We start from the raw sequence: 23,050 nt of genomic DNA, 5'->3' as shown, positions 1-23,050 counted from the left end.
ATAAAGAGGCCCATACGCTAACAATCCGGCTAATAATTACTTATCCCAGGGTCGTCCTGGTTTTGGTCTGCTTTTTAATTCTTGTTCTACGAGTTTCTTAAGTTCTTTATCTCCAGCATTGGAGAACAGGCTCATAATAAACTCATTGAGTGTTTTTCCATTATCTTTTGCAACAGCTCTAGCGCGCTTTCTAACCGCTTCTGAAACCTTGACTTGCATACTGACTATCTTTCTGGACATTAGTCCTATTTTAACGCATAATCTGCTTTTCTGCTACTATCTGCGTATATCCGTATCAGTTACCACGGAAAATAACCGAAGCTGCCTATACAGTCTTCACTCTGAAGTTCATCGTCTTCAAACGTCTCTTCGTAAAGTCGGGCACTACCGTATTCGGTAACCCATTTAGTAAACAGTACCAGTGCCTTACTATAATCCTCTACGTATTCATCCTGTTCATTCGTAAAGACATGATACACCTTAGTTGATACCATATACCCTCCTATTTACTACCTCTCATTAGCCGAATTGTTAACGTACAACCTCTATATAAATAGTATTACTAATTAAAATAAAAAGCAATACTAATTATTTACTTCGTTGTTCAAACTACATGGAATCCCGATATTCCACCTATTTACCCTTATTTACATCTGTAGTCTATTGCTCTTTTTCTCTCTTTCTTGTATATAAATATATAGAAATGAAGCGAGTGAGTGATAATGAAGAAGATAGATGGTCGATCAGCCATAAAGCCAAGTCAAATAGACATATTAGAAGTTCTGTATAAATATCGGTTTGGTAGTCGGGTATTACTTGCTAGAGTCTTGCAAATAAATGACAGCACGTTATATAAAAAGCTCTCGGTCCTTATAAAACACGAGTTAGTGGGCAGCAAACTAGACAACCAATCGAAGATTAGGGGCCTACCAGCAGCCTACTTTCTAACACCCAAAGGTCTGCGTTTCTTGGCCAGTCTGCCCAAGCATGATTACATTACTGAGAAAGTCATCAAAGCCAGCTACCGTGATAAATCCCTGAAAGAACCCACCATTACTCATCATATAGACGTCTTTTCAGCCGTTGTAGCCCTCAAATCCCGCTACCCTGAACTCAAAGCCTACCTGCGCCGTGACATGAGCCGATTTACTTACTTTCCCGAGCTGCCGCCCGATGCCTTTATATCAATGACTATCAAAGACACCACTAAGCGCTTCTTTCTTGATGTGGTACCAGCCGCCCAAGAAAAACGCCCCTTATTCCAGCGTATAGCTGCCTACATCAACTTCTTTGATACTGGCGGCTGGGAGGCTACAAATACAGAACCACCAAAACTCTTGTTCATTGCTGAAACTGCCAGTGTGGAGCGTATGATACGCCGTATCGTCAAAGGTGTCATTAGTCACCTTGAACCAGATGAAGAACTGGAGGTCTATACCACAACCAAAAAAGCACTACATAACATGGATAGTGAAGCCCTGATCTGGACAGCTCTGGACGATGATGAGCTAATGACACTCGTCGATATCTAAAGTAGGTCCAAAGCAAGTGGATTTCTTTATTCCGGTCCTTATGCCCAGCCGGAAGCTAGTGTATACTTAGCAGCATAAGAGGCTTGCGTCACATCACTTGCGAGAGGACGGAAGTCTCTTTTAATTTATCCTTGATGTTACTCCCGCCGCAGAGCGTCAATCGGGTTGATGCGTCCTGCTCGTCTGGCTGGAAGATAAGAAACTACATAGCCAACTCCGCACATAAAACCGATAGTCAGTAGAATTAGCCAGATCGGTGTGGCAAATAGTGAGAAACTCTCGGTAATACCACGACGAGCTGACACGTATTTCAGGAGTTCATTAATCACTGCGCCAAAGCCGATAGCCGCAATTACCCCAATGAAGCCACCGATGAGTGACAAGAGAAGCGATTCGGTAATGAACAGTCGACGCATGTCTTGACGGCGAGCGCCTAGAGCAATCATCAGGCCAATCTCTTTGGTTCGTTCCACCAGTGCAATAGTTAAGGTATTGACCATACCAATTACGGCAATAAACATACCAATGCCACCAAAGCCGACTAGAATCACGTTAAAGAAGTTAAAGAAGCGGTTGACCTGGGCTAGGGTATCGAGGGGTGAGGAGGTTTGGTAGCCAAATGTCTCTAGCTGTTGGCGGATAGTGCCTACATCATTTTGGTCTCGAGCGACTACTTTAACCTGTTTGTATTCTTTCACGCCAATGGCCGAGAAGTCGGCTTGCGGAATGTAGAGGGCTGAACTGTTACCAGCGTCAATCACGCCGACAATCGTAAAGGCCTGATCGAATGACTTCTCACCATCATCCAGCTTCAAACTTACACTGACTTGTTTTTGGAGGGCTTTGTTGGCATCTTCGTAGCCCATTGAATTCAGCAGTGACTTGGTTATAAGCAACTCACTCGATGAATCCGGATTGAGTTGCTTGCCAGCTGCGAGGTTAACGTTACTGAGCTCCAGGAAGTTCTTATCTACTCCGTAAACTACGGCATCCGAATTGGCTGAATCTATCTTAAACGCCCCAGCTGATGTATTCTGTTTCCCAATCTTCTCAATACCACCGATGTTATTAAAACGCCCTAGAGCCGTATCATCCAGCTTCAGCAGTTCTGAGTTGGCACTGGACACATTGATCACCTTGACTGAATCGGTGCCAATAATCTGCTTTTGGACGAGCGATTGCAACCCCAGGCCAAACGACAACAGCAAAAAGACGGAGCCAATACCAATGGTGACACCTAAAATCGTCAGGCTGCTTCGGAAACGCTTAAACTTTAGGTTGGCCAGCGCCATATGGGTCAACATGCGTAACTTAATTGGCTTGAGGTTTTGAATCACCGACATAAACTTGGCCGAGTTAGTTGGTAGGGCGGTGCTGGTGGCCTGTTTCGGTCTCTTTGAGGTAGATTCTTCAATCTTGCCATCTTTGAGGCTGAGTACCTGAGTGCCGTATTTCAAGTAGCTTTCGTTATGGGTGACTAAAATAATCGTGCGGTCGAGCTTTTGGTGGAAGTATTGCAGCAGCGCAATAATATTGTCACCGTTTTTACTGTCTAGATTGCCGGTTGGCTCATCAGCCACGATATAGTTTGGATTACTGACCAGCGCCCGAGCCATTGCCACTCGCTGCTGCTCACCACCAGATAGCAGGATTGGCAGCGTGTGCTTGTGTTCTTCCATGCCAACTCGACGCAGCGACTCTTGGGCTTCACGTTCAGCGTTGGCCCGGTCATAGCCTAAGAAATAGAGCGGCAAGGCAACATTTTCCAGGATGTTGAGCGATGGCACCCAGTAGTTGGACTGGTAGACGATACCCATGGTCTTAGCCCGAAAATGAGCTAGTTCACTCTCACTGAGTTCATAGATATCTTTGCCTTCGTACTTAACTACCCCAGAGGTTGGCGCTTCCATACCAGTAATGGTGTTAAGCAGAGTAGTCTTACCGCTGCCCGATGGACCATGAATAATTGTGAAACTACCATCTGGCACGTTGAAGCTAATGTCTTTTAAGACGTTCAGATTTTGGTTGTTGAGCACAAAATCTTTACTGACGTGGTTGGCCTCAATCAGTGGTGGGGTGGTGCGACTCATAGGCCAAATATCCTCTCCAACGTGCCTAGGATAATATCGATGACGCTATCACTTGGTTGACCAATAATGGCTGCTCGGTCATCACTCTTACCGCTGTTGCCGCTTTTATCTCGTGAAATGGCTTGCAAGTGGAAAACCTGGGAAGTATCGAGATCAGAGATAATAACCATGTGTTCGGTGGTCAAAGCCCCATCCTCGGCCGTACTGGAGGCGTAGTTCGTGCCAGAGGCACCCTTGTCATAGGCAACTTGGCTGGTGGCTGGTTCGTCAGTCCGCCAGGACACGATCAGCTGGCCTCGAGCGTCACTGCCAACTCCTCGAATCGATGTTTCTACCTTTAGTCGGCTGACTTCTGGTGAGCGAGTATCAAGTTCGGTCCGGAAAGTTTGAGCGTCGGAGGTTGCCAGATTACCTAAACTGTCCCGTGACTCGGCAGTTAAGCTGTAGACACTATCATCCAGTAGTCCCTCAATCGTGATGCTGTGGTTGCGGGTTAACTCAGAGTTACTGACTTCTTTCTGGGGTTCACCATTGGTCTTGTAGCGAATCAATGAAGTGGAGGCCACATTGGTTTCCCAGGTTATTTTCTGGGTGCTAGTAGGCTGACCAGTCACCGGTTGGAACTGGACATTGGTAATCCGTGGTCGGGCAGGAGTCACGAAGCTGTCAATTCGGTTGCTATTGTACTCGTTGCCGTCAGAGTCAATAGTATTAATCTTGTAGAAATATTTAGTGCCGTCACTCAGTCCGGCCAGTTCGACGGTATAGGCAGATTCACTGGTGGAAGTATTGACGGTCGTAACACCACCAAAGCTCTCGTTGGGACCGTAGTAGACTTTTACCCGAACAGCGTCTTTGGAGGTGAACTGGACAATTGCCGAGCTTAAGTTAATCCGCCTGGTCGATACATCTTTGACGGTTGGAGCTGGCAACGTCTTAAAGACCAGTTCGCTGCTGCTACCAGTGTTGCCGTCCTCATCTGTCCAGCGAGCTTTGTAGAAGTACTGAGTATCAGCCTCAAGGTTATTCAACTCAATCACATGGTTCTTGGTCTGGTTGGACTTGGCAGTCTCAGCGTCAAAGTAGCTGCCGGAGCTAGTACCGAGCTGAATACGACTGTCGCTATTACGATCTGTTGCCCACGTAATACGAGCTGAGCGGGATTTGACGGTGACGGATGGGCTGGAAACCAGGCCAGCTGGCGTGGTAAAGCGCCCAGTTGGTGTTTGACTAGCAGTTGCGCTGGCAGCTCCACAGTTATTGGCACTATCACAAGCCTGAATCTTGTAGTAGTAGGCGATTTGGCTTAAGCCCGTATCGACATAGCTAGTACCGGCAGTGGTAGCAACTTGAGTAAAGCTACTGTTGTCAGTCGAGCGCAGCACTCGGTAGCTGCTGACCCCAGCACCGACATTGGTTGGTGGTTCCCAGGCAACCGTTAGCTTCCAGTTGCTGGTGTTCTTAACACTGATATCAGCGACATCGACATTGAGTGGTACGCCAGGGGCTGAGGTGTTGGCTGAGAATGTCTCAGTGGCGGCGGTGGCGTAGTTAATGTTGCCAGCTTCGTCACGAGCGACCACGTATATGGTGTTACTGCCTGGCTGAGTCGCATATGGGCCAGCTGACAGGCTGGTAACGCCTGGGGCGGTAAAGCTACAGTTGCTGCTGGTTGGAGCGACGTTAATCGTGTAACAGTAGCTAATGGCACTAACTGAACCTTGGAAACTGGCTGGTGCTAACCAGTTAAACGAGAAGCTGTTGACGGTGTTAGTTGGTGGTGAGGCTGACAAGTTCTGCGGCGCTGACGGTGAACTGGTGTTGAGCTTAATCACCGTCGTAATATTAGCGATTGAAATGTTACCGGCTTCATCGTAGGTACGGAAAGCCACAATGTTGTTGCCCTCTTGCAGTTGGTCGTAATCAATGGGGTCAACGGTCGTGTAACTACCATCGTTGACTAGCAGGTCGCTGATGTTCTGACTGCCGCTGTGGCCATCACCGTACCAGGTGCCGCTATTACCAATCCGATACTGAAGCCCTTTAATACCTGAGTTAGCATCTTGGGCTGCATCACCGCCAGAGGTTGGCCAGGTCAAGGTGACATTCTTGGAAGCCACAAACTGGGATGGAGCAGTAATAAAGGCCGGATTGGTTGGCGGCGTATTGTCATAGCGGAAATGGGTACCAGCTGCTTCACCGTCGTAGATGTTCTTGGCGTTATCTATAGCTTTAATCCGCAGGTAATATGGTTCATCCGAGGTAGTCATAGCGGTTGCGATATAACCGGCCGTGGCTAGATTGACTTGAGCATCTTGGACCGCAAACGGACAGCTGCCGCTAGTGTTGAGTGGTGAACTACCAAGCAGTCCTTTGTTGCTGGCGGGGTCACCATTCTCGTCTTGGCCAAGATACAAACAGTAGCCTAAGATACCAGAACCGCCAGATTCATCAGTGGCGGGCTCCCAGGTAAAGAAGCCATTAGTATTATTCCAGCCGTTTTCAGCGACGCTGGCACCGCCATCACTCTTGTAGATGTTAATATCGCTGGCGTTGACTGGCAGGTCGAGATCAGGGTCGTAGCCGGCTGCTTCAAGATGGCTGAAATCCAGCCAGCCTAAGTCATTACTCCAGGCATAACCCGAAAACTGACCATCAGACACCACGACATGCGACCCAAAGTCATCAAAGTCGATCGTACCAACGTTGAGGGCTTTGGCCTTGCCGCTTAAAACGCCATCAGCCCCAGCCGTGACTGGTCCCTGAGGATTACTCTCAGTACCAAAAGAAACCCAGCCAATATCTTGGCTCCAGGCATGACCATCCATCTGGCGGGTGAAGTTATCTAGGGTAACGCTGCTGCCATGATCACCGCCAAAGTAGATTTTCTCGTTGGTATTCATAACAGCTATGTAGCCGGTAACCGGCATGTCACTGCTAGCCAACGCCCGCTTATGGCTGGCGACAAGGCTAAAGGCCACCACAAGAACAACCAGTGACACTGTAATAGCGTGGAAATGTTTACGGTAGCGCCACTCCCAGTGACGAGCGTAGAGTGAAACCCGCTGGTAAAGCTGGTCGTGTAACTTCTTGGTCGTATGGTGATGTACTTTTTGGGTGGTGCGGACGTGTAGCTTATGAAATTTGTTTCTGACCCACCGTACACTGGGCTGCTTTGCGAGTTTCTTGAGGAGTGCGATTACATCTTGTCGCAGCGCTTGTATGATTTGACCAATGTGGAACCGATATAATTTACCCTGAGACATACTTTGCTTAAAATCCTTGTCTTTCAGTGTACCATAAGAAGAATTAATCATACAGTTTCACTCTTATCCAAAGCAAAATGAGCCTGAACAAGGCATCGGGTTCTAAAACAGTATGAGCCTGAAGGGTCGAACTGATCTAGCATGGAGGTATGACTATCACTATGTACGCTTCAGTAACCACAAGCATGGAGGAGATGCGACAGTTCACTGCTGTTAGTCCTCTGGAATGCAAAACAACCAGTAAGATAGAGGCCTATGAGTGGCTACAAAAGCTACTCGTACAGCAGAGCTATCTCAAACTTAGTAAACCAGACAAAGGTATTGTTCGAGCCTATGCCATTGCAGTGACTGGTTACAGCCGAGCACAGGTTACTCGGCTCATTAGCCAGTACGCTAAGAACGGACAGCTTCGCCTTGAACCTACCAATAGCCGTAATCAGTTTGCTTTACGCTACACAGCCGAGGATTGTACTGCCTTGGCTGAAGTTGACAATGTTCATGATCGGCTGAGTGGCAAAGCTGCTCGGGAGCTCTGTATTCGGGCCTATGTACGGTTTGGTGATGAACGTTACCAGCGATTGGCGGGTATTTCTGTCAGTCATATCTACAACCTACGTAGTAGCATCGGTTACCGTAACCAGTCTCTAACATTTACACGCACCCAAGCTACAGCCGTAGCCATTGGTGAGCGACGAAAGCCAAGACCTGAAGGCCGTCCTGGTTACATTAGGGTGGATACAGTACACCAAGGAGATATGGACAAACAGAAAGGGGTGTACCACATAAACCTAGTAGATGAGGTCACTCAGTGGGAGGTAGTAGTGGCAGTAGAACGGATCACTGAACGCTATATGCTACCAGCACTTGAAGTAGCTCTTGCGCTATTCCCATTTCAGCTTACCGAGTTCCATGCTGACAATGGCTCAGAGTACATCAACAAGCAGGTTGCTGTTCTGCTCAAGACCATGTTGATTAAACTCAGTAAGTCACGAGCCTACCAGAGTGGAGATAATGGCCTAGTGGAGACCAAGAATGGCAGTATTATCCGTAAGGCATTAGGCTATGCCCACATACCTAGAGAACACGCACCCGAGATTAACGATTGGTACCGTGATTGGTTTGTGCCCTACCTCAATTTCCACAGACCCTGCGGTTACCGAGAAACCGAGGTTGATACAAAGACTGGCAAGCGTACATACCACTACCCAGCCAAGGGCTATATGGTACCGTATGAGAAACTAAAGTCACTGCCAAAAGCTGAAACCTATCTCAAGCCAGGTATTAGCTTTACGCAGATGGATACCATAGCGTATGCTGAGAGCGATACAGCTTGGGCAGTTGCTATGCAACAAGCCAAAGACAGACTGTTTCAAACAATCTTTACAACTAAACGCTAGCTAGTTCGTACTGGCTCGTTCAGGCTCATTGGTGGATTGGAATATACTGTTTCTACATCTGGTAATCGTTTGCGCATGACCCGCTGTAGTTTATGTGAATCAGCCCAGCGGGCATGGGCTTGGTAGGAGTGGTAAATTGTCTGCTGCTGGTCAGGAGTAGCGGCCTGCTCCATACGCCTACGCCACTCACCGACGACCCGCCGACGGATTAAAATATAGTCGGGGCGTACCACGTAGCCAACAAAGTCAATGCCGTCGCTAATCGGGCGGATAAACACTTTGCCAGGGTGAACCTTTAAGCGCAGGCGCTGCCAGACAAACTCGGTAATTTCCTGCTTGTAGCGTTCGAGCACTGTTTGGTCCTCATGTACTATCACGAAATCATCGACGTAGCGGACGTAGTACCTGGCTTTTAAGTGGTGCTTCACAAAGGCATCCAGTTCATGTAGGTAAACATTGGCAAAGAACTGCGACGTTAGATTGCCAATTGGTAGCCCCTTGCCTGGTTCGACGGTAAACAGCGATTTGTCTAGTGGGAGACTATCAAAAAGAGTTGGTGCACTCTGGATACGTGGCGGGATGTCACGAGCACAGTCATGGAAGATGTTAACGTGTGCTAGCCAGCGGATTTCCTTGTTTTTGACTCGGCGTTCAACCAGCTGGTACAGAATGTGTTTATCGATACTGGTAAAGAAGCTTTTTATGTCCATCTTGAGGTAGTAACAATCACGAGAACGGCGATTCTGACTTACTTTCCGAGTAAATTGCTGCAAGCGCAGCATTGCCCCATGGGTGCCTTTTGCCGGACGGCAGGCCCACGAATCATAGATAAAACGTGGTTCAAACACTGGTGCCAAGTAGTTATACAACAAGTGGTGAATGACACGATCTCGGAAGTCGGCCGCAAAAATTTCACGAATTTTTGGTTGTGTCACCACAAAGGCAATCGAACGTTCAGGCCGGTAGGTGCGATTTACAAGATCGAGTTCCAACTTAGACAGGTTTTTCTCGAGGTCGTAGGCAAATTTTTGATGATAAAAAGTTTGATTTTTGTATTTTTTACAATCTAAATAGGCCTGGTGCAAGTTTGCAAACGTGAAGTACGTATCCATATCTAAAGTGTACGAGACCTACAGCATAAATCTACCCCATACAAACCAATAGTTCGATACCGGACGCAACGGACAGAGCGGGTATTCGTCTTACCGATGGCATCCGTGGTGCCAAGACTAAGGTTCATGAACCACGCATTCGATACCGAGTTCTGAGTCAAACTCCAGTGGGCCGCAGCGGTGGAAGTAAGGTTGTAGCTTGAGCCGTCAATGTAGGCCTGCATGAGTGGAGAGTAAATCTAAAACATTGAGAGCTGCCGTTGAGCTTTTTGTCGATACTATGCTCTTTTTTAGTGGTTCAGTTTTTTGGTTTAGCCTTGGAAGATTAAATGCCTAAGTTTCTGACATATCTTAATCGGGCTCAATAAAAAGAAAAGCGGCCTGTACCGGACGCAACGGACATAGTAGGTATCCGGTTTAAGGGTGCCAGTCGTGTAGCCATTACCGAGGAGCACGGTCCACGCAGCCGTAGCCGAGCTCTGAGTCAAACTCCAGTGGCCCGCAGCGGGGGAAGTAAGGTTGTAGCTTGAGCCGTCAATGTAGGCCTGCATGAGTTCTTATCTTAAGTGGGAAAGATTCATTATTGGGTTTACTAACCTTATTAAAAAGAAAGGCGCCCCTGTACCGGACGCAACGGACATAGTTGGTATTCGTCTTATTGTTGTTATTCGTGTTGCCATTACTGAGGTTCACGTTCCACGCATTCGAACCCGAGTTCTGGGTCAGACTCCAGTGGTTCGCAGCGGGGGCCTAGGTATCTGCTGCCGACTTTCGGCCAGTTAGGGGTACCACATCACTGACGAGCAGTGTAGTAGCTCCTGATAGTATTCCTACTCTATTAAAAGAATAGGAGCGACAGCCGTAATGGGGCACTTGCTTCCTCCCGGTAGATAGCCATAATAGCAAAAACTACCGGCTCTCACGTTATGCCTTTCTTTTGGGCCTGTTATAGGCCCAAGTGGAGCGCCAGAGTTTTTAGCACACCTATGGGCCGACAACTGGTTTAGGCTGGCTGCTTGCCTCTCGACCAGTCACCCCATTTATTAATTTGCTTCGATACGGCAATTAGGCGCTTTGAAAAGTACTCGTAACTGCGGACATTCATAATTTTAAGGTCTTTTAATATCCGAATCTTAAACTTAATCCGTTCTATTATGAGCGCAGCCCGCTTGAGAACGGTTTGTTTATCGGGGCTACTATTGGCAATAATGATGTCATCTAACAGTTCGGTCAGCAGCGCCCTGATTTCTTGCGATAAACCGTACTTATAGTCTTTTGGAAAGCCACGTGACAACTTAAAGAAATACAGGTTTAGATCGTAGGTATCATTGAATACTGGTAAGTGTTCGTAACGAGCCACAATGCGTCCCTTGCCATTTAGACGTTTTTTAGTTTAATTAAAGTTAACTATAACCATAATACTACGATATTCCGAAATGGGGTTATTTTCTCTCTATGCCTGTATCTTAATGAAGTAGCGGTGCTCTCAATGTACTGAACCTGAACATACGGTATTTTCTTAAAAGGATAGGTAGGATGAAATATTATACTTAGGTTAAATGCAAAATGGAGTTGAATTCCATATCTACATAAGGCTGAGTTCTTTCCCACTCAGAAAGAACTCATGCAGGCCTACATTGACGGCTCAAGCTACAACCTTACTTCCACCGCTGCGGGCAACTGGAGTTTGACCCAGAACTCGGGTTCGAGTGCGTGGGCCTTGACCCTCAGTAATGGCGCCACGGGTAGCGCCAATAAGACGCAGCCCAGCTCTGTTCGTTGCGTCCGGTATTGTGCAAGGAAGCTACCACAACTCAATCTACTGAAATTGACCATGATATGTATCTGGTATGCCCATTAAGGTATCTTCGAATATCCTTAGATGAGCTTTAGTTCATTCAGTGGTAAGTAACCAATCAACCACGTTGATCTTACGGATGCCCTCATACACACTGTCATCGTAATCAGTCGTTAAGAGAATCTTCTGGTAATTGTCACGAATTCTTTGGAGTGGCTCAAGCTCTCTGGCAAGTGTTTTTTCGTCCTTAACCGTCAGGGCGACCTGGTAATACTGCCGATCATCGGATGTGTTTTGTACGACAAAATCCACCTCTTTACTATCTGACTTACCGACGAGAATGTGACCGTTATTGCGACGGCGTAATTCCAGATACACGATGTTTTCAAGCTTATGCCCAAGATCAATATCTGTCCTTTGCCCCAGCAACACGCTCCGTAGTCCGAGATCAACCGCATAGTATTTTTCTTGTGTTTTAAGGAGCTGTTTACCTTTAATATCGTAGCGGTCAGCTTTGTAGAGAAGGTATGATGTCGTGAGATACTCGAGATAGTTTGTGACTGTTTTGTGTGATATGTCTTGCTGATGTGCAGTATTGCCTGCATTCAGAGCATCAGCAATACTTTTGGCAGATACGAGGTTGCCAATGTTATCGAAAGCAAACTTGACGACTTTTTCGAAGTTATCCATATCGCGGATTGCAAAACGACTCCGAATGTCTTTTTGTACCACCGTCTGATATACGTCACGCACGTAGTCAGCAACGAGCTCTGGACTGCCTTCGGCGATCTCTATTGTCTCAGGTAGCGTGCTACTGTTCAGGTAGCGCTCAAAAACACGATCCCTATTCTCATCAGGAAACGCCTGGGAGTATTCAGCGAAAGACAAAGGCAGAACATGAGTACTAATGTATCTACCCGATAGAAGCGTCGCTAGTTCGCTCGATAGCAAGAACGCATTTGAACCAGTAATGTATAAGTCGATGTCATCATGAATAAACAGACCATCCACTAATTTCTCGAACTCAGGAACAACTTGTATCTCATCTAGAAACACGTAGTTTTTCGTATCACTCACGAGCTTGCTCTCTATAGAGTGATATATTTCGCGCCAGTCAAGCATGTCATTCACTCGAGGATCTTCGTAGTTATAGGTTTGTATGCGTGCCTGACTCACACCACTTTCCTCAAGTTTACTGCGATATATCGATAATAGTGTTGACTTACCCGAACGGCGAACACCAGTGATAACCTTTATGACATTTTTATCTCTAAGCTTGAGTAGCCTATCGATATATTCGGTTCGTTGCAGTAGCATAATATCAATACTACCAAAAGTAGTTAAAGATGGCAACTTTTGGTAATATAAGTAATCCGCTATACTTGGAGTGTTCAAGCCGTCTTCCCACTCAGAAAGAACTCATGCAGGCCTACATTGACGGCTCAAGCTACAACCTTACTTCCACCGCTGCGGCCCACTGGAGTTTGACTCATAACTCGGTTACTGGTGCGTGGCAGGTGTACCTTGGTAATGGCGTCACGGAAACCGCCGCTAAGACGGGTGCCCGCCTTGTCCGTTGCGTCCGGTAATATGGAAGGAAGCAGCCTGAAGTCTAGTCACTGACCATAAGTAAACATACATATAAAGACACCGCAACCCTAGCTATCCAGCAGAGGCCTCGGTGCCTGTACCAATACATTAGCATGAATAGTTACTTTAAGTCAAGTAGTTTTTCTTTCTTTGTGATTACGAGTACCCGTCGTAGTTTCTTACCCTTTATCAACTTTATCTGTCGGTTTATTTTTGCTAGATTAGCCATGTCACTTGCCTTGCTACGCCGCAAGTCAAATATCACATTTCCGGACTGTTTAAGAGCGCTACGAAAAGCATGTTCAATTGATCGTGCACTGGCACTCATAGGCGATTTAATTTCCCAATGTAAGCTATCCATGCGGATATCTGGTGTTTTCACACCGGTTCGATTCTTGGGTGCTATGAACGTTATTTTCTTACCTGTCTTACGCAGGAAGAGTGCAGTCTGTATTTCGTGGGGTTCAGGTTCTGCACCATCTTCAAAAAGAATATCGAATATCTTCATTGTAGAGTAGTATATAGCAAAGCTTCAGTGTCTCTAAGCCTTAAGGCAAAACTACCCTTTACTCCTACCCCCGAAAAAAATTGCTTCGGCCGCCTACGGCGGTAAGACTAATAACCAAATAATCCAATAACCAAATGATTACCGGACGCAACGGACATAGTAGGTACTCGTCTTATTGGTGGTACCCGTGGTGCCATTACTGAGGTACACGAACCACGCAACCGAACCCGAGAACTGGGTCAGACTCCAGTGGGTCGCACCGGTGGAAGTAAGGTTGTAGCTTGAGCCGTCAATGTAGGCCTGCATGAGTTCTTTCTGAGTGGGAAGACGCCAAACGCCTCCGCCGTTGCGCTCGGAGCACAACTGGGATGCCGTTTTACCACCGACTGCCACATTGGCAGCAGCGGAGGCGTCCCAGGACCAGCTGGTGCAACCAGATGGTCCGAAAGTCACAGTACCACTGCTGTTGATGAGACACTGACTCCAGGCAAGTCCGGTGCGAGGGTCACGCTTGTCGTCTCCAGTGACGACTGGTGATGGAACTGTCCAGGTGACAGTGTCGACACAGTTTGCGGTCTGATTGGCTGAGGCGTGACCGTCGTTCCAGTCCTGAGTTGGGCACGGACCAACAGCTGAAAGTGTGCCGGTCTGCTCTGTGCGATTGTTGTTGTAAAACTTTTTTCCGAGACGAACGTCCGAGGTGGTGACATCACCTGGCGGTGTCCAGCGAGATGCTGTGTTGATGCGATTCCACAAAGAACCCCAATCTGGGGAGTTGGTCGGGCTGCCGAAGCCTAAAGTTTGCAGATCGTCGGACAAACTTTTGAGACGGGAGGTCTGGCCATTGTCGCTGCCGCCTGGGTACGTTTCGGCGTAGGCGTGGTAGACTCTCAGTCCGACAAAAGTAACGGCGACGAGAATTCCCAGGAGTATGGCGGCACGACTATGCCTTGACCGTACAAATTTATCGAGAATTTGGCGGCCGGTGTTCAAACTTGATCTGGGTTGTACATCACGCTTCATGGTATTCAAAAATATTATAACAAGCTTTAGCATAGTGTCAAAATTTAGAAAAAGCGCGCCGAAAATTAGGAATATAACTATAATATAATTCTAAGATAATGTCAAGGTTTTGTCCTTGAGTCATGATTCTACTTGAGCGGTATATCAAGGTACGGTGTAAGTTTGAGTTTCGAGCTGACTAATTTACGCCTAAGTGGTCTATGTTTTCGAGTTTTTATCTTAGCTTTCACTCTACTAGTGTAGCAAACCTGTCAATGAAGCGGCAACGCCGCACCCCTTATATTGCTTATGTATATAATATAATTTGCATGTACGCAATAGTGTGTGCTAGATTTATTACAGACATAAGGAGGAGTAACATGCGATCTAGGACTAAGTTAAAACTCATAGCCTTTTTGGTAACAGGGACTCAACTTTTGTATGCTCCGCCTGTTTTGGCTGCAACTGCTGGGGTTAGTAATGTCGAAAACTTTATTAGATCAATTATCACGGTTTTTGCTGGACTAGCCGGTCTTGTTGCGACCGGCTTTTTAGTTGCAGGTGGTTTTATCTATATCACCAGCTCCGGTAATCCTGAACATTTAGATCGTGGTAAGAAAACAATTACCTACTCCTTGATTGGCCTGGCTATCGTGATCGGTGCATTTGTGATTAGCAATATCGTAACTTCACTGGCAAGCAGCGCATTCGGAGGGTAACACCGTGATTAATGTCGTGCACAGTAGTCTGCCAATCCTGGCGGACACCTCGGGTGCTATCACCGTAATGCGGGATTACGTTGGACCGACTATTCGGGTGCTAGCCGGTCTGGCCTCAATCGCCTGTGTCTTTTTCCTGGTCAATGGTGGCTATCAGTACATCACCAGCAGCGGCAATCCCGAGGCTCTGGAAAATGCCAAACGGGTTATTAAGAACGCCCTGATTGGTCTGGTCTTAGTCCTTGGTGCTGCCACACTGACCACGATTTTATCTGGTGCTTATGGTGACCCATCGGGCACCAATAACGCCACACTGCCAACACTTCAAGCGATTGAACCTGATAATGTTGGTAGTGGCTTGGTAGAAGTGTTAATTAAAGCGGTGACGGGATTTCTCAATAATATAATTCAAGCGGTGGCTGCGCCGTTCCTTGCGGCGCTGGATTACTTTACGAAAGAGACACCCCTGATGCTGCAAAACTCAGGGGTCTTTAGTCTATGGTTGGCAGTAGTTGGCATTACGGATGTGCTGTTTATTCTGATAGTGGCACTGCTCGGTTTCCACGTTATGAGTGCAACGACATTTGGCTTCGATGAGCTCGATATCAAGAAGTTGCTGCCCCGGCTAGGGCTGGCTTTCTTGCTCATCAACACCTCGATCTTCTTCATCGATGCTCTGATCGAACTATCCAACGTACTGATTACTGCAATTACTAAAGTCAGTGGTGCGAGTTCAGTCTGGGACACACTGACGGCAGTAGTTAAAGAAAGTGGTGGTCAAGGTGCAGCAGCACTGCTGGTCATGCTGGCTTTTTTAATCTTCTCGGTCATATTGCTGGTCTACTACGTCGGCCGTTTAGTCGTGCTATTTCTGGGTGCAGTACTGTCCCCGATGGTAATTGCATTGTGGCTAATCCCTAGTTTCCGAGACTTTTCGGTGTCGGCAATCAAGACCTATGTGACGACGATCTTTGTGCTGTTTGTGCATGTGGTGACACTGATGCTGGCCGCCACCCTGTTTACCGGTATGTCGGCGACGAGTGGGGATAATCAGGTGCCGAATGTCCTGATGTCGATGGTAGTTGGACTAGCTACGGTACTGGTGCTACTCAAAACCCAAGGTGTCATGATGCAGTTTAGCTATGTCAGCATGGGCTCACGTAATGCCCGCAAGCTCGGCAGCCAGTTTATGAATGGTGTTAGCTACATGACTGGCAAAGGTAAAGCAGTGGCAGGCGCAGCTGGCAGTAAGACTAGTGGTGTGAAATCAGCTGGATCACACACTGGCACTCATCCGCAAGGACTCAAGACCGATCGGACTCAGACTGCGAGTTATGCCACCAAGAGAGGTGCTGAAGCTAGCCCAAGCACACCACACCGTAAAGGCACATTGGTGTCCGGTAAGACTGGTACGACTAATGAGGCCCTGAAGCCAACCCCTCGAGATGGAGCTATCAAGCAATCAGCAAGTAAAAGTAAGGAGACAAAATCATGAGAAGCACTGCCGTTCCCGCCCAAGTTACTACCGTAGAAGATCGGATTATGGGTAACCTGGGTTTCTCTCAACTGGTGTTATGTATCGTACCAATCTTTGTTGGTGCCGGACTATTTGTCATACTGCCGCCTATTATGGAGGGCAACATATATAAGTACCTGGTGATGAGTGTGATTGCACTTCTATCCGGCATCCTGGCTATCCGCATCAAAGGCAAGATTGTGCTTTTCTGGCTGGTTACAATTCTGCGCTATAACCTGCGTCCTCGGCACTATGTATTTCAGAAAAGTGCTGATTACCGAGAAGAATATACGATCAAAAAAACTGATGCAAGTGAGCAGACAAGCACGACAGCCGCAAAGGTACCACCTCTACCGAAACTAGCCTTTCACGATGCTGCCCAAGTGCTAGAAACCATCAACAAACCTGGCAGTAATTTAAGATTTGAAATGACCAAGAAAGGAGCCTTATATGTTCGCCTTACAGAAGTCGAGGACTAAAAGTAGCGCTCGGTCCCAGATCGCTATTAAGGGCGTACGAGACGGTATATTGCTTTTGCCGCACAACCAGTACCGAGTGGTGCTGCAAGTATCGGCACTGAACTTTGAGCTGAAAAGTGAGACTGAGCAGGACGCTATCATAGACACCTACGAGAATTTCTTAAACTCACTCGGCACTAACATACAAGTCCTGATTCGTACTCGTGAGATTGACATGGATAAATACCTGGAAGATCTGGCGGAGCGCCTCAAAGGTGAGACTGAAAAAATCTACCAAAAACAACTACATAATTACGATGAGTTCATCCGCTCGCTGATTACTAGCAACAAAATCCTGACCCGCCACTTCTACCTGATTATTCCGTACACTGCTGACAATAAAACAGACTTTGAGTTAATTAAAGAGCAACTCAATCTCAAAATAGACATCGTGACTAAGGGAATGTCTCGGCTTGGTATGCACACTCGCCAGCTTGGTAGCTTGGAGATTCTTGATTTGTTCTACAGCTTCTATAGTCCTGTTCAGGCTAAAGTTCAACCGCTGACTGAAACGGCCCTGAGTCTCATCCACACCGCCCTGATTGAGAAAGGAGACCCCGATGATTGATATCAATAAAGTGCTGGAACCACTGCAAAATTACCAAAAAACTAGGCAAGAAAAGCAAAAAGAACTGAACTTAGCATTTGGCGAACAAGATGCCGTTGATGCTCTTAGTTACGCTGGACTAGAGGAAAACGTTGACCACCTCGTGATCGACGGTGTGTACATGCGGACGATCTATATTTCTGGCTATCCATTTACGGCCAGTTCCGGTTGGTTGGATAGCATCATTAACTTCAACCACAATACCGACATTAGCTACCATCTGTATGAAGTCAGTGCCTTGCACGCCCTGCCAAAACTGCACCGCAAGATTACCGAACTGGAAAGCACCAGACGCTCGATGATGCAAGCTGGTAAGATTATTGGCTCAGAAATCACTGACCCGCTCGAATCGGCGATTGAACTGAGAGACAAAATCCAACGTGGCCAGGAAAAACTGTTTCAAATGTCTATCTACGTAGCTATCCGAGCCGATAGCTTGGAGGAGCTCAACAAAACTACCAAGTTACTGGAAGCAACTATGTCAGCTCGGTTGTTTTATTCCAAAGTAGCCCGCTACCAACAACTTGAAGCCTTGCAATCTATTTTGCCTAGAGGCGAAGATCAATTAGCGCAAAAGAGAAACTTAGATAGCTCCAGTGCAGCGTTAACATTTCCGTTTATGTCATCTGAACTCGTGCAAGAGTCCGGTATTTTGTATGGCGTGAATAAGTCCAATAACTCGCTGGTTATTTTGGATCGTTTTAGCTTGCATAATGCCAATTCAATTGTGTTTGCTCAATCCGGCTCGGGTAAAAGCTATACCACTAAGGTTGAGATACTTAGACAACTGATGCAAGGCACGAAAGTGCTGGTGATTGACCCAGAGCGTGAATATAAACGACTGAGTGAAACCGTCAACGGTACCTATATCAAACTGTCGGCTAAAAGCAAACAAAAGATTAACCCATTTGACCTAGCAACCACTTTTCACACTAAAGCTGACCTGGCTGAGCACGTCCAAGACCTGACGGCCGTGATTGACCTGATGGCGGAGGGACTGGATAAACGTGAGAAAGCGGCGGTCGATAAAGCAATCTTACGAGTCTACAGAAAAGCTAAGAAGCAACATCCACTGCTTGAAGATTTGTATGCTGAACTACACAGCCTTGGTCAATTGCAACTGTGTGAACGGCTAGAGAAATATATTAGTGGCTCCAGTGCTGAAATCTTTAACTCACAGACTAACATCAAACTGGATAACCGTTTAGTGATTTTTGACATTAAAGATATGCCGGCTAATCTCAGGCCAATCATGATGTTGATTGTTTCTAACTTCATTCAAAACCAAGTCAAAGTAAAACCCGAAAAGCGACTGTTGGTGATTGATGAGGGTTGGTCACTGCTAGAGCATGAACCAAGTGCCCGCTTTATTGCTGGACTGGTCCGTCGGGCTCGTAAATACTACCTCGGTGTATCGTTTGTTACCCAGCAAGCTGATGATTTCCTCAAAAGTAACTATGGTCGGGTGATCGCTTCACAGAGTAGCCTAAGAATTCTCATGCGCCAGGACACTACCACTATTAAGAATGTGGCGAGCGAGTTTCATTTGAGTGAGTACGAGGAAAACTTTCTGCTGACCTGCGGGCGTGGCGATGCCCTGATTATTGCCGACCAGAACCACGTTGCTGTTAAGGTTGTGGCCAGTGATAAAGAACATCCGCTGATTACCACTGACCCGACGGAGCTCTACGCATGAATCCAGCCCTGGTCGCACTTAATGTGGTGACAGGCGGAAATGTTAAAAAACAGATCAGCCTGGTGCTGGCCACTATGGCGGTTATTGTGGCGTTGCCGTTTGCAGCCGTCTTTGCCATGGGCGAGGACGTAGTGTCGTTTCTATCTAATGTGCCGAGCCTGGCAGCGGCCGAATCCCAGGGGTTTTACATGGGTGGGCCAGTTGCGGGCAATACCTATGAGTGGGGCAACTGTACCTACTGGGCATTTTCGATGCGCCTGTCGGCAGGCTACCCGATTCCAACCACGTGGGGCGATGCTAATACCTGGGATGATCGGGCGATTCGTGATGGCTATGCAGTGAATCACACGCCAGCTGTCGGAGCGATTTTTCAGTCCGACAACGGTAAGTGGGGACACGTGGCTTACGTTATTGCCGTCAATAGTCAGACTGGCGCATGGACAATCTCGGAAATGAACTACGTTGGACTTAATATTGTCAGCCAACGAACGTTTGCACGAGAATCAGCCGCCTACTATACATTCATACATGATAAGAAAGGAGCCGCCCCGTGGACACCTCAGCCTATTTCGCAACCATAATTCGCTTGTGTCTGTTTGTGCTGGCTGGGCTACTGCTACTGTTTGTACTCTATTGGTTTATTGCCCTCGTGAGAGTAGTTATCAACCGCCGCTATCTTAAACGGCGAGTAATGGTCTGGCTAGAGCTGACACCACCAGCTCAACTCGAGAAAACACCAGAATCGACCATACAATTGTTTTCGGTCATACATGGCTTACGGGCTGCTCGCTCACTGAAAGAGCGGTTGCTTGATCGAACGCCAGTACTAAGTTTTGAGATAGTTTCCACCAAACGAGACGGGATTCGCTACCTTATACAGGTTGAGCAAACACGAGCAGATATTCTTGAGAAAACTATTACTGCCTACATTCCTGATGCCAAAGTAAAACCTATCGACTACCAGCCATTTGACCCAGCAAACGTCATTGAATTTAAGCAAGCCCACCACTACGTGCTGCCGCTGATGTCTACTCGTACTTTTGAGCAGCATGACCCACTGTCTTACGTCACTGCGGCTATGACAAAACTCAGTGACGATGAGCAGTTGACCATGCAGTTAGTGGTGACTCCAGTCAAACTTAATGAAGCCTCACGGTTGTCTCGTCGGATATTAGGCAACGAAGATATACTTCGCAAAGTTTCCTTGGGTGGTTTCTCTAAGGTTGGTAAGATAAGCGAACTACTGGGTAGTGCCATGATTGGGGTGACTGATACAATCGGCGAAGTCTATAACGGCTCTACCTCCTCTTACTATAAGGACAAGTCGAGTAAGGACGCTGCGTTCCAGGCGCAAGTCCAAAAACGCCAGCGACCAGCTAGAACCCTCAGCGCCTTTGAATTGGAGCTGATGGAATCAATGCACCAAAAAGTCACCCAGCCATTATTCCAGGTTAGCTTGCGGGTACTGGCTAGCAGTGACCACGCTACACAGCAGCTTGAGGCGCTACGATCGGCTCTTGACGGCTACTCGATGCCGCCGTATCAGGCACTGCGCACCAAATTACGATTACCATTGATAGCGGGTTATCAGAAAAGGCTGGCCAATGTGCGACTACCGAGTCTGTTCAAAAAACGATCACTCATATTGTCGGCTGCTGAAGTGGCGAGTTTGTATCACTTTCCCTCAAGTAGCATCAGTAAAACAGATAACCTGATTACTTCATTAAGCCGAACTTTGCCAGCACCAGTTTCGCTGAAGCAAAGCAAGGTGCTTGATGTAATCTTAGGTGAGAATATTCACCATGGAGTTCAGACACCAATTGGTTTAGTTGAAGCTGAGCGTGAACGCCACGTCTATATTATTGGTGGTACGGGTAACGGTAAAACGACCATCATGCAGTACTCGATTGTGCAGGATATGGAAAGTGGGAAAGGCTTAGCCGTGGTTGACCCACACGGTGACATGGCGGAAACGCTACTCAGACATGTACCGCCAGAACGAGTGAATGATGTAGTCTACTTTAATCCTGACGACCTAGAGTACCCGCTTGGGCTTAATCTCTTGGAACTGACGCCTGGTATCTCTGGAAATGAGCTGCTTAGAGAGAAAGACCTTATTACGGAGTCGGTCATATCAGTGTTCCGTAAAATATTCTCTGAGGAAGATACTGGCGGACACCGTATTGAATATGTCCTACGTAACACCATTCAGACGGCCTTAACAATTGAGGATGCGACCTTATTTACGGTCTTTGATTTACTCAATGACACGAAGTATAGAAAAGCGGTGCTCAAGAACCTAAAAGACAAAAACCTGATTAACTTCTGGAAGAATGAACTTGGCAAAGCTGGTGATATGCAGAAAGTAAAGATGGCAGCCGGTATTACGGCTAAGATTGGTCGATTTCTATTCTCGGCCTCTGCTCGTCAAGTGCTTGAACAGCCAAAGTCTACAATTGATTTTGATGACATTATCAATAGTGGCAAAATACTGATTTGTAACTTTTCTAAAGGGCTGCTTGGTGAAGATACTTCAGAGCTGTTTGGTATTACTGTACTGGCTAAACTCCAGCTGGCAAGTCTGCGCCGGGCTCGCATACCTCAAAAAGAACGTCGTCATTTCTATCTGTATGTTGATGAGTTCCAAAACTTTGCCACCGCTTCATTTGTACAGATGCTATCTGAGGCGAGGAAATATAAAATGTTCATGGTCATGGCTGAGCAATCTACTTCACAGCAGAAAGACCAACAGATGGTCAGTATAATCTTAGCCAATGTCGGTACAGTCATTAGTTTTAGGAGTGGTAACCCTGAAGATGAACGGTTACTACTGCCGTTATTTGCACCGTATATTGAGCCAGGCGAGATGAGTAACTTACCAGCCTATAACTTCTATGCCAAGTTGTCTGCCGTTCGTTCTCAAGAACCGTTATCCGGTCAAACTTTATTACTTGAAGATGAGGGTAGTGTGAAGATTGCGAAGCGGGCTATAAAGCATTCACAAGAAACATTTGCCAAGAAACAGGAACCGAAGAAAACCAAACCAGTCAGTAAGCCCAAGACATCTAAAGAGGAGGCTACCAAAGAGCCTGAGCTTGTCACTCAAGGATTAGGAATTGAAGAAGTCGCAGGTTAACTGCCAGATTTCTTTGCTTGTTCTGCCCTATATTTTTCGTAAAAGTCATCAAAAGTAAGATCAGTTTGCTTGCTGGCCCACTCTGCGGCTGTGAACATATATTCAAGGTACGAGATTGCATTTTCCCTGGTTGCGTTCTCTGGGTCATGGTACTTCAACAAGTTAATAGCCTTGGCTATAGCTTCTTCATCCTTGGATAGATTTACTTTCTGAAAATCATTCTTGTCTAACATAGTTTTAACTCACACGCTGCAAATACTTTTGCAGTCCAATAAATTTAATCAGCCTTTCTGCATCATATGCAGAAGCTGTCCGCCTCATTATCTCACAACTATCGTAATAAGAGAGAATATTAAGGCTACCCTCCCAAATGACTGAGCGGTCAATAATTGCTAGTTTTCTATGATGGCGTACCGTATAAAGTACCTGAATATCGAGGGCTTGGAACATCTCAATAGACTGCTCGGCTTGCAGTCGGTACTCATAATCATGCTCAATAGGGTTACGAGTGTTGATAGTCACTTTTACATTACGTCTGCGGAGCCTAGAGAGTATGGGCATTA

21 protein-coding genes are annotated in these 23,050 nt (G+C 46.8%); 10 read left to right on the top strand and 11 right to left on the bottom strand.

Annotated elements, in window-relative coordinates; translation table 11 throughout:
- Nucleotides 1-36: 36 nt before the first annotated feature.
- The gene (locus IPM44_03755; GenBank protein QQS26809.1) at nucleotides 37-240 is read right to left on the bottom strand and encodes a hypothetical protein; all 204 of its coding nucleotides are present in this window, start codon (nucleotides 238-240) and stop codon (nucleotides 37-39) included.
- Between the two features lie 59 nt (nucleotides 241-299).
- Nucleotides 300-494, bottom strand: a complete 195-nt coding sequence (locus IPM44_03750) for a hypothetical protein (GenBank protein ID QQS26808.1) — start codon at nucleotides 492-494, stop codon at nucleotides 300-302.
- A gap of 228 nt (nucleotides 495-722) precedes the next feature.
- Between IPM44_03750 and IPM44_03745 the strand changes: the two genes are divergently transcribed.
- Nucleotides 723-1,532 carry a replication-relaxation family protein gene (locus IPM44_03745; protein ID QQS26807.1) on the top strand — a complete coding sequence of 270 codons (810 nt, stop codon included), beginning with the start codon at nucleotides 723-725 and terminating at the stop codon, nucleotides 1,530-1,532.
- Between the two features lie 137 nt (nucleotides 1,533-1,669).
- On the opposite strand, the gene IPM44_03740 is transcribed toward IPM44_03745, so the two are convergent.
- Both IPM44_03740 and IPM44_03735 read right to left on the bottom strand, forming a co-directional pair.
- The gene (locus tag IPM44_03740) at nucleotides 1,670-3,622 is read right to left on the bottom strand and encodes an ATP-binding cassette domain-containing protein (protein QQS26806.1); all 1,953 of its coding nucleotides are present in this window, start codon (nucleotides 3,620-3,622) and stop codon (nucleotides 1,670-1,672) included.
- On the bottom strand, nucleotides 3,619-6,939 hold the full coding sequence (locus IPM44_03735; GenBank protein QQS26805.1) for a fibronectin type III domain-containing protein: 3,321 nt from the start codon (nucleotides 6,937-6,939) through the stop codon (nucleotides 3,619-3,621). The genes IPM44_03740 and IPM44_03735 overlap by 4 nt, the downstream gene beginning before the upstream one ends.
- A gap of 98 nt (nucleotides 6,940-7,037) precedes the next feature.
- Here IPM44_03735 and IPM44_03730 point away from each other — a divergent pair, with 98 nt between their 5' ends.
- Nucleotides 7,038-8,285, top strand: coding sequence for a transposase family protein (locus IPM44_03730; protein QQS26804.1), 1,248 nt, complete (start codon nucleotides 7,038-7,040; stop codon nucleotides 8,283-8,285).
- Here IPM44_03730 and IPM44_03725 read toward each other — a convergent pair.
- The 3 genes from IPM44_03725 to IPM44_03715 all read right to left on the bottom strand — a co-directional run bounded on the left by IPM44_03725 (nucleotide 8,282) and on the right by IPM44_03715 (nucleotide 12,512).
- Nucleotides 8,282-9,397, bottom strand: coding sequence for a group II intron reverse transcriptase domain-containing protein (locus IPM44_03725; protein QQS26803.1), 1,116 nt, complete (start codon nucleotides 9,395-9,397; stop codon nucleotides 8,282-8,284). The two genes, IPM44_03730 and IPM44_03725, sit on opposite strands and share 4 nt — an antisense overlap.
- Before the next feature lie 1,003 nt (nucleotides 9,398-10,400).
- Complete coding sequence (locus tag IPM44_03720; protein ID QQS26802.1) at nucleotides 10,401-10,757, bottom strand: four helix bundle protein; 357 nt, start codon at nucleotides 10,755-10,757, stop codon at nucleotides 10,401-10,403.
- 534 nt (nucleotides 10,758-11,291) lie between these two features.
- On the bottom strand, nucleotides 11,292-12,512 hold the full coding sequence (locus IPM44_03715) for an ATP-binding protein (protein QQS26801.1): 1,221 nt from the start codon (nucleotides 12,510-12,512) through the stop codon (nucleotides 11,292-11,294).
- 29 nt (nucleotides 12,513-12,541) lie between these two features.
- On the opposite strand from IPM44_03715, the gene IPM44_03710 reads away from it, so the two are divergent.
- Nucleotides 12,542-12,784 carry a hypothetical protein gene (locus IPM44_03710; protein ID QQS26800.1) on the top strand — a complete coding sequence of 81 codons (243 nt, stop codon included), beginning with the start codon at nucleotides 12,542-12,544 and terminating at the stop codon, nucleotides 12,782-12,784.
- A gap of 122 nt (nucleotides 12,785-12,906) precedes the next feature.
- On the opposite strand, the gene IPM44_03705 is transcribed toward IPM44_03710, so the two are convergent.
- A complete protein-coding gene (locus IPM44_03705) occupies nucleotides 12,907-13,293 on the bottom strand; it encodes a hypothetical protein (protein ID QQS26799.1) in 387 nt (128 codons plus the stop codon).
- Nucleotides 13,294-13,431: 138 nt separating this feature from the next.
- The gene (locus IPM44_03700; GenBank protein QQS26798.1) at nucleotides 13,432-14,049 is read right to left on the bottom strand and encodes a DUF1566 domain-containing protein; all 618 of its coding nucleotides are present in this window, start codon (nucleotides 14,047-14,049) and stop codon (nucleotides 13,432-13,434) included.
- Between the two features lie 626 nt (nucleotides 14,050-14,675).
- Between IPM44_03700 and IPM44_03695 the strand changes: the two genes are divergently transcribed.
- The 7 genes from IPM44_03695 to IPM44_03665 are packed head-to-tail and all read left to right on the top strand — an operon-like array spanning nucleotide 14,676 to nucleotide 22,487.
- Nucleotides 14,676-15,014 carry a TrbC/VirB2 family protein gene (locus IPM44_03695; GenBank protein ID QQS26797.1) on the top strand — a complete coding sequence of 113 codons (339 nt, stop codon included), beginning with the start codon at nucleotides 14,676-14,678 and terminating at the stop codon, nucleotides 15,012-15,014.
- A 4-nt stretch (nucleotides 15,015-15,018) separates the two neighbouring features.
- Nucleotides 15,019-16,509, top strand: a complete 1,491-nt coding sequence (locus IPM44_03690; protein ID QQS26796.1) for a hypothetical protein — start codon at nucleotides 15,019-15,021, stop codon at nucleotides 16,507-16,509.
- Complete coding sequence (locus IPM44_03685) at nucleotides 16,506-17,009, top strand: PrgI family protein (GenBank protein ID QQS26795.1); 504 nt, start codon at nucleotides 16,506-16,508, stop codon at nucleotides 17,007-17,009. The genes IPM44_03690 and IPM44_03685 overlap by 4 nt, the downstream gene beginning before the upstream one ends.
- Nucleotides 17,010-17,064: 55 nt before the next feature.
- Nucleotides 17,065-17,616, top strand: coding sequence for a TraC family protein (locus IPM44_03680; protein QQS26794.1), 552 nt, complete (start codon nucleotides 17,065-17,067; stop codon nucleotides 17,614-17,616).
- Nucleotides 17,609-19,351 (top strand): ATP-binding protein, encoded by a 1,743-nt coding sequence (locus IPM44_03675; protein QQS26793.1) that lies wholly within the window; start codon nucleotides 17,609-17,611, stop codon nucleotides 19,349-19,351. Before IPM44_03680 ends, IPM44_03675 begins: the two co-directional genes overlap by 8 nt.
- The gene (locus IPM44_03670; GenBank protein QQS26792.1) at nucleotides 19,348-19,932 is read left to right on the top strand and encodes a CHAP domain-containing protein; all 585 of its coding nucleotides are present in this window, start codon (nucleotides 19,348-19,350) and stop codon (nucleotides 19,930-19,932) included. The genes IPM44_03675 and IPM44_03670 overlap by 4 nt, the downstream gene beginning before the upstream one ends.
- Nucleotides 19,902-22,487 (top strand): type IV secretion system DNA-binding domain-containing protein, encoded by a 2,586-nt coding sequence (locus IPM44_03665; protein ID QQS26791.1) that lies wholly within the window; start codon nucleotides 19,902-19,904, stop codon nucleotides 22,485-22,487. The genes IPM44_03670 and IPM44_03665 overlap by 31 nt, the downstream gene beginning before the upstream one ends.
- Here the strand turns inward: IPM44_03665 and IPM44_03660 are convergent.
- Nucleotides 22,484-22,720, bottom strand: a complete 237-nt coding sequence (locus IPM44_03660) for a hypothetical protein (GenBank protein QQS26790.1) — start codon at nucleotides 22,718-22,720, stop codon at nucleotides 22,484-22,486. The genes IPM44_03665 and IPM44_03660 overlap by 4 nt on opposite strands.
- A gap of 4 nt (nucleotides 22,721-22,724) precedes the next feature.
- Nucleotides 22,725-23,009: a hypothetical protein gene (locus tag IPM44_03655; GenBank protein ID QQS26789.1), complete on the bottom strand. Its 285-nt coding sequence runs from the start codon at nucleotides 23,007-23,009 to the stop codon at nucleotides 22,725-22,727.
- Nucleotides 23,010-23,050: the final 41 nt, after the last annotated feature.

The organism is bacterium (genome assembly GCA_016700035.1).
Lineage (GTDB): Bacteria > Patescibacteriota > Saccharimonadia > CAILAD01.
This window is presented reverse-complemented; position numbering and strand designations above follow the sequence as displayed.